The following is a 13,303-nucleotide window of genomic DNA, read 5'->3' as shown; positions in this document are numbered from 1 at the left end:
GTAACACCTATCAGGTTAGCAAGCGGGAGCCTTGCGGCTCCCGCTGCGGCTTACCAGGTTTGGGTGGCCTTGAACTTCTCGATACCGGCTTTCATGCCAGCGTCGATATCGTCATTGAAGTCACCCTTCACGTTGATCTTCGCCATCAATTCGGCGTGATCGCGGTTGAAGTAAGCAATCAGCGCTTGTTCAAAGCTGCCGACCTTGGCGATTTCAACGTCGGTCAGGAACCCACGCTCAGCGGCATACAGCGACAACGCCATGTCAGCGATCGACATAGGGGCGTATTGCTTCTGCTTCATCAGCTCGGTAACGCGCTGACCATGCTCAAGTTGCTTACGGGTCGCTTCGTCCAGGTCAGAAGCGAACTGGGCGAATGCCGCCAGTTCACGGTACTGAGCCAGAGCGGTACGGATACCACCGGACAGCTTCTTGATGATCTTGGTCTGAGCGGCACCACCCACACGGGATACCGAAACACCGGCGTTCACTGCAGGGCGGATGCCCGAGTTGAACATGGCCGATTCCAGGAAGATCTGACCGTCGGTGATGGAAATCACGTTGGTCGGAACGAACGCGGAAACGTCGCCAGCCTGGGTTTCGATGATCGGCAGTGCGGTCAGGGAACCGGTTTTGCCGGTCACTGCGCCGTTGGTGAACTTCTCTACGTACTCTTCCGAAACGCGGGATGCGCGCTCCAGCAGACGGGAGTGGAGATAGAACACGTCGCCTGGGTAGGCTTCACGGCCTGGTGGACGGCGCAGCAGCAGGGAAATCTGGCGGTAAGCCACTGCTTGCTTGGACAGATCGTCATAAACGATCAGCGCGTCTTCACCGCGGTCGCGGAAGAATTCACCCATGGTGCAACCGGAGTACGGTGCCAGGAATTGCAGCGCAGGAGATTCCGAAGCACTGGCAGCCACGATGATCGTGTTGGCCAGGGCGCCGTTTTCTTCCAGCTTGCGAACCACGTTGGCAATGGTCGATTGTTTCTGACCGATAGCTACGTAGACGCAGAAAATGCCGCTGTTCTTCTGGTTGATGATCGCGTCGATCGCCAGAGCGGTCTTACCGATCTGACGGTCACCGATGATCAGCTCACGCTGGCCACGGCCGACTGGGATCATGGCATCGACAGCCTTGTAGCCAGTCTGTACAGGCTGGTCTACCGACTTACGCCAGATCACGCCTGGAGCAACTTTCTCGACCGCGTCGGTCTCGGTGTTGCCCAGTGGACCTTTACCGTCAACAGGGTTACCCAGTGCGTCGACTACGCGACCCAGCAGTTCCTTACCAACCGGAACTTCCAGGATGCGGCCTGTGCACTTGGCGCTCATGCCTTCAGCCAGACTGGTGTAAGCGCCCAATACAACGGCACCTACGGAGTCTTGCTCCAGGTTGAGGGCCATACCGTAGACGCCGCCCGGAAACTCGATCATCTCGCCGTACATGACGTCGGCCAGACCGTGAATCCGCACGATGCCGTCAGATACGCTGACGACAGTGCCTTCGTTACGGGCTTGGGAGGTCACATCAAGCTTGTCGATGCGGCCCTTGATAATTTCACTTATTTCGGAAGGATTGAGTTGCTGCATTGCTCTGCTGCCCCTTCAAACTCAAGATTTCAATGCTTCGGCAAGTTTCGCGAGTTTGCCGCGAATCGAGCCATCGATAACCAGGTCGCCGGCGCGAATGACAACACCCCCAATGAGGGATGGGTCTTCCGCAACTTGCAGGCGCACTTCCCGGTCGAGTCGTGCACTGAGAACCTTGGCGAGTTTGTCTTGCTGTTCTTGGTTCAATGCAAAAGCACTGGTCACTTCAACGTCTACCGACTTCTCTTGCTCGGCCTTGTACAGGTCGAAAAGAGCGACAATCTCCGGCAACAGCGGGAGACGGTCGTTTTCGGCAACGACGTGGATGAAGTTCTGCACTTTCACATCAAACTTGTCGCCGCACACGTCAATAAACGTGGCGGCCTTGTCTGCGCTCGTCAGTCGCGGGGCCTTGAGCACGCGCTGCATGGTGTCGTCTTGCGACACTGCTGCAGCCAGGCCGAGCATGGCTGACCAAGAGGCCAGCTGCTGGTGGGCCTGGGCGTGCTCGAAGGCTGCCTTAGCGTAAGGTCGGGCCAACGTGGTCAATTCTGCCATGATCGCCCTCGCTTAAATTTCAGCAGCCAGTTTGTTTACCAGCTCCGCGTGCGCGTTTTGATCGATTGTGGCACCCAGGATCTTCTCAGCACCGCCGACGGCCAGAGCACCCAGTTGGGCACGCAGCGCATCTTTGACACCGTTCAGTTCCTGCTCGATCTCGGCCTGAGCCTGAACCTTCACACGGTCAGCGTCGATACGGGCTTTTTCAACAGCCTCTTCAACAATCTGATTACCGCGTTTCTTGGCTTGCTCAATGATTTCAGCTGCCTGTGCCTTAGCATCGCGCAGTTGATGGCCCGCTTTCTCTTGGGCCAACTCCAGGTCGCGAGCTGCACGGGTGGCAGCGTCCAAACCATCCGCGATCTTCTTCTGACGTTCTTGCAAAGCCGCGATGACCGGAGGCCACACGTACTTCATGCAAAACCATACAAAAATGAAGAACGCAACGGACTGGCCAATCAGGGTTGCATTAATGTTCACGCCAACACCTCGCTCGTTCGTTGTCCATCACACCAATCAACTCGAAAATTCGAGTGATCAGCCAGCGAGTTGACCAACGAAGGGGTTCGCGAAGGTGAAGAACAGAGCGATACCAACGCCGATCATGGTTACGGCGTCGAGCAGACCGGCAACGATGAACATTTTAACTTGCAGCATTGGAACCATTTCTGGCTGACGCGCTGCGCCTTCCAGGAATTTGCCGCCCAGCAGGCCGAAACCAATGGCAGTACCCAGTGCGCCCAGGCCGATCAACAGTGCAACAGCGATAGCGGTTAGACCAACTACAGTTTCCATCTTTCCTCCCGACTTTTACGTCGTATGGTTTAGGTTTTTTAGATTTTAAAGCGGTAAAACAAATCGTTTCATAGCCCTTGTGGGCCACCTTCCCGTTTGACCGGAAAGGACATCAGACTAGTCAAGACTGGCCTTAATGGTTCTCTTCGTGCGCCATCGACAGGTAGACGATGGTCAGCATCATGAAGATGAATGCCTGCAGGGTAATGATGAAGATGTGAATCAGGGCCCATGCCACTTGCAATACGGCGCCGATACCACTCAACCACAACAGACCACTGCCAAACATTACGGCGATCAAGATAAACACCAGCTCACCGGCATACATGTTGCCGAATAGACGCAGCGCGAGCGAAAAGGGTTTAGCGATCAAAGTGACGAATTCAAGCAGGAAGTTGACCGGAATCAGCAGTGCCTGAAGGAAAATATTGCTGCTGGAGAACGGGTGTAGCGTCAGCTCTCCAATAAAACCACCCAATCCCTTGATCTTGATGCTGTAGAAAATGATCAAGCCGAACACGGAAAGGGACATGGCCATTGTCGCGTTCGGGTCAGTAGTCGGTACGGCCCGGAAGAACAGATGATCATTGCCCGCGATTTTGGCAGCGGCAAACGGCAGCCAGTCGACGGGAACCAGGTCGATGGAGTTCATCAGGAACACCCAAACGAAAATGGTCAGCGCCAGCGGTGCAATCAGCGCATTACGGCCGTGAAAGGTGTCTCTGACGCTGCTGTCGACGAACTCGATCAGCACTTCGACGAAGTTCTGCAAGCCGCCAGGCTGCCCTGAGGTCACCTTGCTGGCCGCCATACGGAACAGTACGACGAAGATCAGCCCCATCAGAACCGACCAGCCGAGCGTATCGACGTGGAAAGCCCAGAAGCCCATTTCTTTGGCCTCTGCTGCGGAGTGGGCAAAGCCCCAGCCGCCATTAGGAAGCTGACCGAAGGTCAGGTTCTGCAAGTGGTGCTGGATATAGCCCGAAGCGGTTGTTTCTGCCATGGTTGCCTCAAACGCCCTAAGGTTTCGAAAGTCTTGTTTTCATTAGCAGGGGAGCGAACCAGCTGACCAGTTGGGTCAACACGAAGACGCCGAATACAGCCAGCGGCGCCAATGGCTTCACACCTGCAAAGGTCAGTGCAAACAGCACTGCCGTCAAAATCAGTTTCCCTGCCTCGCCGGCATAAAATGACCGGACGATAGCCTGGGCTGCTCGGGCGCCGGAAAACCGAAAGGCCCTGTGAGCGAAATACATATTGGGCAGCAAGGCTATCAGGCCTCCGCAGAGTCCTGAATATCCGGCTACGACTCCATGCCAGTACCAAAGCGCCAATGCGGCGATCAGCAAGATGACAAATTGAGCCAATAAAACCGGAAAAACGGCCAAGCGATGGAACGGCAACGTGTTTGGCGTGCGGGTTTCCATCACTCTTGCTCCTCAATGGTCGGCTGCCGGAAATCAATAACTTGGCATAATTTGTGCCGACAAAATGCGCGCAGAGTATAGGGGCGGTTCTGCCCCTATTCAACTGCCGGGTAGTGATTTCCGATCACTCGCTACATAAGCAAATGTTTCAGCGGATGTGGGCAAGGACGCCCTGAAGCTCATCGAGGGAGTTATATCCGATAACCAATTGGCCTTTGCCTTTTTTCCCGTGGCGAATTTGCACCGCAGAGCCCAGGCGCTCGGCCAGGCGCTGCTCGAGGCGGGCGATATCCGGATCAGGTTTGGCCGTTTCGACCGGTGCAGGTTTGCCGCTGAGCCATTGGCGAACCAGGGCCTCGGTCTGACGAACGGTGAGCCCCCGTGCGACAACGTGTCGCGCCCCTTCAACCTGTTGATTTTCCGGCAAACCGAGCAATGCACGGGCGTGACCCATTTCCAGGTCGCCGTGGGACAACATGGTCTTGATGACTTCCGGCAACGCGATCAGACGCAGCAAGTTGGACACGGTCACACGGGATTTACCCACCGCCTCGGCCACTTGTTGCTGGGTCAGCTGGAATTCCTGCTGCAAGCGCTGCAGGGCAATGGCTTCTTCGATCGGGTTGAGGTCTTCGCGCTGGATATTCTCGATCAACGCCATGGCGATGGCGGTTTCATCCGGCACATCGCGCACCATCGCCGGGATGGTTTCCTTGCCGGCCTGCTGGCTCGCGCGCCAGCGGCGTTCACCGGCGATGATTTCAAAACGGCCGCCGCCAATCGGACGCACCACGATCGGTTGCATCACACCCTGGGCCTTGATCGAATTGGCCAGTTCTTCCAGCGCCTGGGGGTCCATGTCCCGGCGTGGCTGGTATTTGCCGCGCTGGATCAGGTCCAGCGGCAGGTGTTGCAGCTCGCGCTCGTCGGCCTGCACCGCCTGTTCTTCAAGCGATGTGACGGTCGGACCACTCAACAGTGCATCCAGTCCACGTCCGAGACCTCGTTTCTTGACGGCCATGGGGATTCCTTAAGTTGGCTGGGCTGCAGCGGTGCGTGAATTGCGGCGCTGACGGCGAACCATCTCGCCGGCCAGCGCCAGGTAGGCAATGGCACCACGGGATTGTTTGTCATAGGCCAAAGCCGGCATGCCGTAGCTCGGGGCTTCGGCCAAACGGATGTTGCGCGGGATCACCGTGTCGTACAGCTGGTCACCGAAGTGTTCCTTGAGCTGCGCCGATACATCGTTCATCAGGCTCAGGCGCGGATCGAACATGGTCCGCAGCAAGCCTTCGATCTGCAGGTTCGGGTTGAGCAATTCGGCAATGCGCTTGATGTTATCCACAAGGTCGCTCAACCCTTCCAACGCGTAGTACTCGCACTGCATGGGGATAATCACCCCATCGGCGGCCACCAGCGCGTTCAGTGTCAGCATCGACAGCGACGGTGGGCAGTCGATCAGGATGTAGTCGTAATTCTCGCGGATTGGCGCCAGGGCGCTGCGCAGACGGCTTTCTTTCATCTGCATTTCCAGCAGCACCACTTCCGCCGCAGTCAAATCGCGGTTGGCCGGCAGCAGTTGATAACCACCATGTTCGGAGTAGTGCATGGCCTGGGCCAGGTCGCACTCGCCAATCAGCAAGTCGTAGACCGAGTTTTCCAGGCCGTGTTTATCCACACCGCTCCCCATGGTGGCGTTGCCCTGTGGATCGAGATCGATCAACAGCACCCGGCGCTTGGTTGCGACCAGGGATGCTGCGAGGTTGATGCAGGTGGTGGTTTTGCCCACGCCACCTTTCTGGTTCGCTATCGCGAATACCTTAGCCATTCTTGCTTGTGTTCCCAATCATGCCGTGCGGCGCAGTATCAGCAGATGGCGTTGGCCTTGGCAACCGGGTACGGCCAAGGCGTGTTCGCTATCGAGGTGGAAGTCTGCCGGCAATGCTAACAGCTCATCGCTTGGATGGACGCCCTTCATTGCCAGCCAGCGGGTGTCGCGGTCGCCCAGATGGCGGGTCCAGTTGCTGAAGTTCTCCATGCTGCTGAACGCCCGGGAAACGATTCCGTTGAATGGCTGTTCAGGCGTGAAGGCTTCGACGCGACTGTGGATAACTTGCAGGTTATCCAGCTTGAGTTCGAGTTTGACCTGGGTCAGGAAGCGGGTCTTCTTGCCGTTGCTGTCCAGGCAGGTCACTTGCGACCCGGGAAACAGAATGGCCAGTGGGATGCCTGGCATGCCGCCCCCACTGCCGACGTCGAGCCAGCGACCGTTTTCGATGAATGGCATCACGCTCAAGCTGTCGAGCAAGTGACGGGACACCATTTCGTCGGGATCACGCACCGCGGTCAGGTTGTAAGCCTTGTTCCATTTGATCAACAGGGCCAGGTAGCCCAACAGCAATTCGTGCTGGGCCGGGGTCAGGTCGACGCCCAACTGGCGCGCACCTGTGGATAACTCTTCGGCGTGTTGCGAGGTGACCAACGAACTCAAGCGCTTTGCTCCAACTGACGGCCCGCGCCGCGTTTTTTCAAATGAATCATCAACAGCGAAATCGCTGCCGGGGTGACGCCGGGGATACGTGAAGCCTGGCCCAGGGTCTCTGGCCGAGTTATCCCCAGCTTGCTTTGGATTTCTTTCGACAGCCCGGAAATCCCGGTGTAGTCGATATCCACAGGCAGCTTGGTGTCTTCACTGGCGCGCAGGCGGGCGATTTCATCCTGCTGGCGGTCAATGTAACCGGCGTATTTGGTCTTGATTTCGACCTGCTCGGCGACCTGTGGGTCTTCTGCACCCTGCCCGGTCACTTCGACCAGACCAGCGTAGTCGATTTCCGGACGCGACAGCAGGTTGAGCAAGTTGTATTCGTGGGTCAACGGCGTGCCGAATTTTTCGGCAATCGCATCGCCCTGTTCGGTGCCCGGGCGGACCCAAGTGCTTTTCAGCCGCTGTTCTTCCAACGCGATGCTTTCGCGTTTTTTGCAGAAGGCAGCCCACCGTGCGTCGTCGACCAGGCCCAGTTCGCGACCTTTCTCGGTCAGACGCAGATCGGCGTTGTCTTCGCGCAGGATCAAGCGGTATTCCGCCCGGGATGTGAACATCCGGTACGGTTCCTGGGTACCCAGGGTAATCAGGTCGTCGACCAACACACCGATGTACGCCTCATCGCGACGCGGGCACCAGCTGTCTTTGCCCTGCGCGCGCAGTGCAGCATTGGTTCCGGCCAGCAAACCTTGGGCACCTGCTTCTTCGTAACCGGTGGTGCCGTTGATTTGCCCGGCAAAGAACAAACCGCCGATCACTTTGGTTTCCAGGCTGTACTTGAGGTCACGCGGGTCGAAGTAGTCGTACTCGATGGCGTAGCCCGGACGCACGATGTGCGCGTTTTCCATGCCGCGAATCGATTGCACGATCTGGATTTGCACGTCAAACGGCAGGGAAGTGGAGATACCGTTCGGGTACAGCTCATGAGTGGTCAAGCCTTCGGGCTCGATAAAAACCTGGTGGCTTTCCTTGTCGGCAAAGCGGTGGATCTTGTCTTCGATCGACGGGCAATAACGCGGGCCGATGCCTTCGATCACCCCGGAGTACATCGGCGAACGGTCGAGGTTCGCGGCAATGATTTCGTGGGTGCGCGCATTGGTGTGGGTGATCCAGCAGCTCACCTGTTTCGGATGCTGTTCCTTGGAGCCCATGAACGACATGACCGGGATCGGTGTATCGCCTGCTTGCTCGGTCATCACCGAGAAATCTACGGAGCGCCCGTCAATACGCGGCGGGGTCCCGGTTTTCAGCCGACCGACACGCAGCGGCAGTTCGCGCAGACGCTTTGCCAGGGCAATCGACGGCGGATCACCGGCACGGCCACCGGAATAGTTCTGCATGCCAATGTGGATAAGTCCGCCGAGGAATGTACCGGTGGTCAACACCACGGATTCTGCGAAGAAACGCAGACCCATTTGGGTGACAACTCCGCGCACCTGGTCCTGTTCGACGATTAGGTCATCTGCTGCTTGTTGAAATATCCACAGGTTCGGCTGGTTTTCCAGGGTTTCGCGGACTGCAGCCTTGTACAGGATGCGGTCGGCCTGAGCCCGGGTAGCCCTTACGGCCGGGCCTTTGCGGCTGTTGAGCACGCGAAATTGGATGCCACCTTTATCGGTAGCCATGGCCATCACGCCGCCAAGGGCGTCGATTTCCTTGACCAGATGGCTTTTACCGATCCCACCGATGGCGGGGTTGCAACTCATGGCGCCGAGAGTTTCCACGTTATGCGTCAACAACAGGGTTTTTACGCCCATTCGTGCGGACGCCAGTGCTGCCTCGGTACCGGCATGACCGCCGCCGATGACGATCACTTCAAAACGGGAAGGGAAATCCACCACGCACCTCGTGCCTGCTTATGTAGGTAATCAGGAATTGATTGTTGAAAGAGTTTTAGAGCTTTGGCGGCAAGTATAGGGACTTAGCCCTTCCTAAAGAACCCTTTGCACAAAATTTAACCAGCTGTGGATGAATCACAGACAATAGAAATTAAAAGAGAGAAATTTATTAAATCTTTGTTTTTATGTTTATTTCTACTGAGCATACTTTCTGTGGATAGATCTACACAGGCCTTTATTTACGGCGTGTACAGAGATTCAAAAGTCTGTGGTCATGTGCCAATGAGGCCCTTGGATAAGTCCTTTAAGCCTGTGGATTAAACAGACGGTTATCCACAGAGGCCTTTTTACTCAGGTTTCAGGGCCTGTTATCAACTGGGCACAGGGACGGTTATTCACAGAGCTTAATCCACAGAAATCGGCAAATCTGTCTGTATTCAGTCCGCCACAACGCCAACCGAAACCTTTCACTCGGTGGTGAGCACAGCAAAAAGAGATCTGTTGTGAGAAAACGGCGGGGCAGTTAATAATAGCGATTATCATTAACCTACCTTGTCATGCCCTATGTCCTCTTCTTCACACACGGCTGCGGTCCAGCACATTTATGAGCAGCACCACTCCTGGCTGCGCGGGTGGCTCAAAGGGAAGCTACATAACGCCTGTGATGCGGCCGATGTGGCGCACGATACGTTCGTGCGCATTCTGGGCGGGCGGCATGCGGCACAGATCGTTGAACCACGTGACTACCTGGCGACCATCGCCAGAGGCCTGGTGATTGATCGTTACCGTCGAAACGCTATCGAACAGGCCTACAAACAGACCCTGGCCGAACGGCCTGAAGCCATAACCATCAGTGAAGAAGACAAAGCCATCATCATCGAGACGTTGGTGGCTGTGGATAAAGCCTTGTCTGCACTCGGCGAGCGAGCACGGCGGATATTCATGCTGTCCCAGGTCGAGGGGCTGACTTATCAACAGATTGCCGATCAGCTTCAGGTTTCACTGACCACGGTGAAGAAGCACATGATCCGTGTATTGACTGAATGCTCACTGATCATGGCCAGCCTGTAATGGCGGCGCCCGATCGCAAAACCTTTGAGGCTGCTGCCAGTTGGTACGTACAGTTTCAATCCCAGACGCCTACCGCCGACGAGCGCCAAGCCTGGCAACAATGGCTCAACGGTGATCCCTCCCATCAGGCCGCATGGAATCAGATGGAACAGTTGCAGCGCAGTCTCGGCGCCCTGCCTCCGGATTTCACCCGCCGCGCATTGTCGGCCACACAGCAACGTCGCCAGGTACTCAAGTGGATGTTGGTGCTGGGCGGCACCGGGTTCCTGGGGTGGAATGTTCAGCAACACACGCCCCTGGGTAATCTGTGGGCCGATTACCGCACGGTCGTAGGTGAACGCCGGCGTATTGAATTGGCCGACGGCACGCGGATTGACCTGAATACCGGCACAGCGATTGATGTGCTATTTGATGAGCGCCAGCGTTTGATCCGCTTGCGCGAAGGTGAAGTACTTATTCACACCGGCAAGCTGGGTGTGCAGACGCCCTTTTATGTCGAAACCCGCCAAGGCCGCGTCCAGGCATTGGGTACTCGGTTTACCGTACGCCAGTTGCAGGACTCAACCCGCGTTGGCGTTCTGGAGGATCGGGTGAATGTGTCGCCTGGTGACCAGCCCCTCCAGGCCCGGCTGCTCAATGCCGGCGAAAGCGCAGACTTCGATCGCCAAAAAGTGCAGCCAAACACCGTTTACTGCAAATCCCAGGCCGCCTGGGTCGATGGCCAACTGATCGTATTGGATGCACGCCTCGGTGATGTTATCGAAGAGCTCGCCCGCTATCGCCCAGGTGCCCTGCAATGCGACCTGGCCTCGGCACATCTGCGTGTTTCCGGGACCTTTCGCCTGGATTCCACCGACGCAGTGCTGGCCAATCTGCAGGCCACCCTGCCGATTCAGGTGAAATACTTCACTCGCTATTGGGTTTCGGTGAAGCGAATCGGTTGATCGAAAAAATATCTGCACGCGGGGTTATCTTTTTTTTACCTGACACGGCCCTACAGGTAATCACGATGCCACCTTCAGGGCTTACTCACCTATGCGCGTTCCCACCAAGCTCCGCCAGCGACTTTCCTACCACGGTATGACATGCAGCCTGCTGCTCGGCACGGCCACCACTGTCAGTGTGTTGTTATCCACGGGCGCCCAGGCCGCCAGCGCGGTGCAACACTACGTTATTGCGGCCGGCCCCCTGGATAACGCCTTGAGCCAATTTGCCGCCAAGGCGAATGTGATCCTGTCTTTTTCACCTCAACAAACCACACGTTTAAACACAGCAGGCTTGGAAGGTGACTACTCCGTGGACCAAGGTTTTGCGCTGCTGCTGCAAAACTCCGGTTTACAGGCGGTAGTCCAGGCACCTGGCAGTTATGTCCTGCAGGCCGCTTCCACCGGCGAACTCACCCTCGCGCCCACCACAGTCAGCACTTATCAACAGGGCGGTTTCAATCAGGAGATTGCTGGGGATGTGGGCTACAAAGCGCAGAACAGCAGGGTCGGTACAAAGACCAGTACGCCGCTGTCGGAAACACCACGTTCGGTATCGGTCGTCACCGGCCAGCGTATCAAGGACCAGAAGTCGCAAACCCTGACCGAAGTGTTGGGTTACGTGCCCGGTATCTTTGCACCGCCCTTTGCCGCAGGTGATGGGCTGGCGGGCGATCTGTTCTTCATTCGCGGTTTCAATGCCACGGATTACGGCTACGGCCTGCTGCGAGATGGCCTGCGCGTACAAGGTAATCGGTACGACACCACCAGTGAGCCCTATGGCCTGGAGCGGGTCGAAATCTTCCGCGGCCCCTCTTCCCTGCTCTACGGTGAAAATGCGCCTGGCGGTCTGGTGAATCTGGTGAGCAAACACCCTACTGCTACGCCACAAGGTGAAGTGCAGTTGGGTTATGGCTCCAATAATCGGCGTCAGTTGGGTGTGGATATCTCTGGGCCGCTCAATGACAGCGGCAATATCCTCGGCCGGGTTGTGATGCTCGGTCGCAAATCCGATACGCAGACCGACCATGTGCCAGACGATCGCCTGTACATCGCGCCATCACTGACCCTGAATTTCGACGACTACAACACCCTCACCCTGTTGGCCAATTACCAGAAAGACCACACTAATCTGGAACTCGGCCTACCGGCTGCCGGCACCTTGCTTACAAATCCCAATGGCAAGCTCTCCAAGCACACCATGCTCGGCGACCCGGATTGGAATACGTTCGAACGCGAAACCTGGAGTACCGGTTACGAATTCAGCCACAGCTTCAACGATGACTGGCAGTTCCGTCAGAACTCGCGCTACATGCAGTCACGCATCAACCGCCATGAAACCTGGCCCAGTGCCCTGAATAACCGCGGCTTTGGCACTCAACTGAACATGACCGCCTATGACCGCTATAACAAGTCGATGGTCTATTCGCTGGATAACCAGCTGGAAGGAAAATTCCAGGTCGGTGGCCTGGAAAACACGGTGCTGTTTGGCGCCAGTTATGACCGCACCTCGTTCAATCAGGATTGGGATGCGGGGTTTGCCGGCACCATCAATGTGTATAACCCGGTGTACCTGCGTGACCCGTTGACGCCGGTGGCGGTGCAAAACACCCTGCTCGAGCAGCAGATGAAAGGCGTTTATGCACAGATCCAGAGCAAATACGATCACTGGCTGTTCCTGCTCGGCGGCCGTCAGGACTGGGTCGACAGCGATTTCCGTGACAAGGTGAACAAGGCCGGCAATACCGGGTCCGAAGACCGCAAGTTCACCTATCAGGGCGGGGTGATGTACCAGTTCGACAACGGCCTGACGCCGTATGTCAGCTACTCCACTGCCTTTGTCCCCGTGCAGCAGATCTCCAACGCCGGCTCGCCCTTGAAACCGATCACCAGCAGCCAGTACGAAGTGGGCGTGAAGTACGAGCCGATCGGCTGGGATACGGCAATGACGGTGTCGGTGTATGACTTGCGCAAGGAAGACGACACTTACCTTGACGCCACCACCAATAGCTATCGCCAGGTAGGCGAAAGCCGGGCCAAGGGCGCTGAGGTAGAGGTCAACAGCAATCTCACGCCTAACCTGAATGTCACCGCAGCCTATACCTACACTGACGCGAGAATTACCAAGGATTCGGCGACGTCGTTGGTCGAGGGCCACCAGATGACCGGGGTTCCGCGTAACCAGGCCTCAGTGTGGGGCAAGTACCGCTTCTTCGATGGCCAACTCAAGGGCTTGTCCCTGGGCGGTGGCGTGCGTTATTTCGACAGTACCTTTTCCTACACCGCACCCACGCTGTATGGAAAGTTGGATGCAGGAAGCGTCACCTTGGTGGACGCAGCCGTTGGCTATCAGATCGACAAACACTGGTCTGTAGATGTGAACGCCAAGAACCTGTTCGACAAGGAATATGTATCTGGTTGCAACGATGCGGGCCGCTGCTATTGGGGTGACAGCCGTACCCTGCTCGGTACGGTGTCTTACAATTGGTAG

The 13,303-nt window shown here is 56.7% G+C and carries 13 protein-coding genes; 3 read left to right on the top strand and 10 right to left on the bottom strand.

All coding sequences use genetic code 11. The features are described 5' to 3' along the window. Positions 1-50 precede the first annotated feature (50 nt). The 10 genes from atpA to mnmG form a co-directional block, all read right to left on the bottom strand. A complete protein-coding gene (gene atpA, locus BM026_RS00670) occupies positions 51-1,595 on the bottom strand; it encodes a F0F1 ATP synthase subunit alpha (RefSeq protein ID WP_003177064.1) in 1,545 nt (514 codons plus the stop codon). Between the two features lie 21 nt (positions 1,596-1,616). Then, the gene (locus tag BM026_RS00665; RefSeq protein ID WP_093514253.1) at positions 1,617-2,153 is read right to left on the bottom strand and encodes a F0F1 ATP synthase subunit delta; all 537 of its coding nucleotides are present in this window, start codon (positions 2,151-2,153) and stop codon (positions 1,617-1,619) included. Positions 2,154-2,165: 12 nt separating this feature from the next. Then, positions 2,166-2,636, bottom strand: a complete 471-nt coding sequence (locus tag BM026_RS00660; RefSeq protein ID WP_093527103.1) for a F0F1 ATP synthase subunit B — start codon at positions 2,634-2,636, stop codon at positions 2,166-2,168. 57 nt (positions 2,637-2,693) lie between these two features. Next, entirely contained in the window at positions 2,694-2,951 is a 258-nt protein-coding gene (gene atpE / locus BM026_RS00655) for a F0F1 ATP synthase subunit C (protein ID WP_002555987.1), read from the bottom strand. 133 nt (positions 2,952-3,084) lie between these two features. Continuing rightward, positions 3,085-3,954 (bottom strand): F0F1 ATP synthase subunit A, encoded by an 870-nt coding sequence (gene atpB, locus BM026_RS00650; protein WP_093514255.1) that lies wholly within the window; start codon positions 3,952-3,954, stop codon positions 3,085-3,087. Positions 3,955-3,970: 16 nt separating this feature from the next. Further along, complete coding sequence (locus BM026_RS00645) at positions 3,971-4,378, bottom strand: F0F1 ATP synthase subunit I (protein ID WP_010565865.1); 408 nt, start codon at positions 4,376-4,378, stop codon at positions 3,971-3,973. Between the two features lie 148 nt (positions 4,379-4,526). Further along, on the bottom strand, positions 4,527-5,399 hold the full coding sequence (locus BM026_RS00640) for a ParB/RepB/Spo0J family partition protein (protein ID WP_016970690.1): 873 nt from the start codon (positions 5,397-5,399) through the stop codon (positions 4,527-4,529). 9 nt (positions 5,400-5,408) lie between these two features. Further along, positions 5,409-6,206, bottom strand: coding sequence for a ParA family protein (locus BM026_RS00635; protein ID WP_010207696.1), 798 nt, complete (start codon positions 6,204-6,206; stop codon positions 5,409-5,411). 18 nt (positions 6,207-6,224) lie between these two features. Further along, positions 6,225-6,869, bottom strand: coding sequence for a 16S rRNA (guanine(527)-N(7))-methyltransferase RsmG (rsmG, locus tag BM026_RS00630; protein ID WP_092241515.1), 645 nt, complete (start codon positions 6,867-6,869; stop codon positions 6,225-6,227). Continuing rightward, a complete protein-coding gene (gene mnmG / locus BM026_RS00625; RefSeq protein ID WP_025854394.1) occupies positions 6,866-8,758 on the bottom strand; it encodes a tRNA uridine-5-carboxymethylaminomethyl(34) synthesis enzyme MnmG in 1,893 nt (630 codons plus the stop codon). Before mnmG ends, rsmG begins: the two co-directional genes overlap by 4 nt. Positions 8,759-9,322: 564 nt before the next feature. Between mnmG and BM026_RS00620 the strand changes: the two genes are divergently transcribed. The 3 genes from BM026_RS00620 (at position 9,323) to BM026_RS00610 (ending at position 13,303) form a co-directional block, all read left to right on the top strand. Next, positions 9,323-9,829 carry a sigma-70 family RNA polymerase sigma factor gene (locus BM026_RS00620; protein ID WP_093514256.1) on the top strand — a complete coding sequence of 169 codons (507 nt, stop codon included), beginning with the start codon at positions 9,323-9,325 and terminating at the stop codon, positions 9,827-9,829. Next, the gene (locus tag BM026_RS00615) at positions 9,829-10,773 is read left to right on the top strand and encodes a FecR domain-containing protein (RefSeq protein WP_093527101.1); all 945 of its coding nucleotides are present in this window, start codon (positions 9,829-9,831) and stop codon (positions 10,771-10,773) included. Before BM026_RS00620 ends, BM026_RS00615 begins: the two co-directional genes overlap by 1 nt. A gap of 91 nt (positions 10,774-10,864) precedes the next feature. Continuing rightward, on the top strand, positions 10,865-13,303 hold the full coding sequence (locus tag BM026_RS00610) for a TonB-dependent siderophore receptor (RefSeq protein WP_092241508.1): 2,439 nt from the start codon (positions 10,865-10,867) through the stop codon (positions 13,301-13,303).

The sequence above is a fragment of the Pseudomonas sp. NFPP24 genome, assembly GCF_900112095.1.
In the GTDB taxonomy this organism is placed as follows: domain Bacteria; phylum Pseudomonadota; class Gammaproteobacteria; order Pseudomonadales; family Pseudomonadaceae; genus Aquipseudomonas; species Aquipseudomonas extremorientalis.
Note: the sequence above shows the minus strand (reverse complement) of the source record. Positions and strands in the feature narration are given on the sequence as shown.